The organism is Streptomyces sp. P9(2023) (assembly GCF_032436795.1).
Classification (GTDB): Bacteria; Actinomycetota; Actinomycetes; order Streptomycetales; family Streptomycetaceae; genus Streptomyces.
The window spans coordinates 1-269 of the sequence record NZ_JAUPWM010000494.1; the positions used below are offsets into that span (position 1 = coordinate 1).

Consider the following 269-nt stretch of genomic DNA (forward strand, 5'->3'; position numbering starts at 1 on the left):
ACCCAATTGCAATTTCAGATGACGCGGGCAACCGAAGCAATTGGTGAGAACAAAGCTGAAATTGTCGCAGCAAACCAACGTGCCGATAGGATTGTTGAAAGTTTCGGCGGCAAACTGGACGATGTAAACGTTAACCTGAACAAGATCGCAACGCGAATAGAAGTTCTATCTTCTAAGATGGAAGACGGTCCAAAACGGACGCGTTTTCCAGTTATGCGCAATCGGTAATCTTGCACCGCGCAACAATTCTTGAATACTGTGACCGGTTT

The 269-nt window shown here is 46.1% G+C and carries 1 protein-coding gene; it reads left to right on the plus strand.

The genetic code is table 11. The features are described from left to right. Nucleotides 1-228 (plus strand): hypothetical protein (locus tag Q5762_RS38500; protein ID WP_315896965.1); only part of this gene is annotated, 228 nt, incomplete at its 5' end. Nucleotides 229-269: the final 41 nt, after the last annotated feature.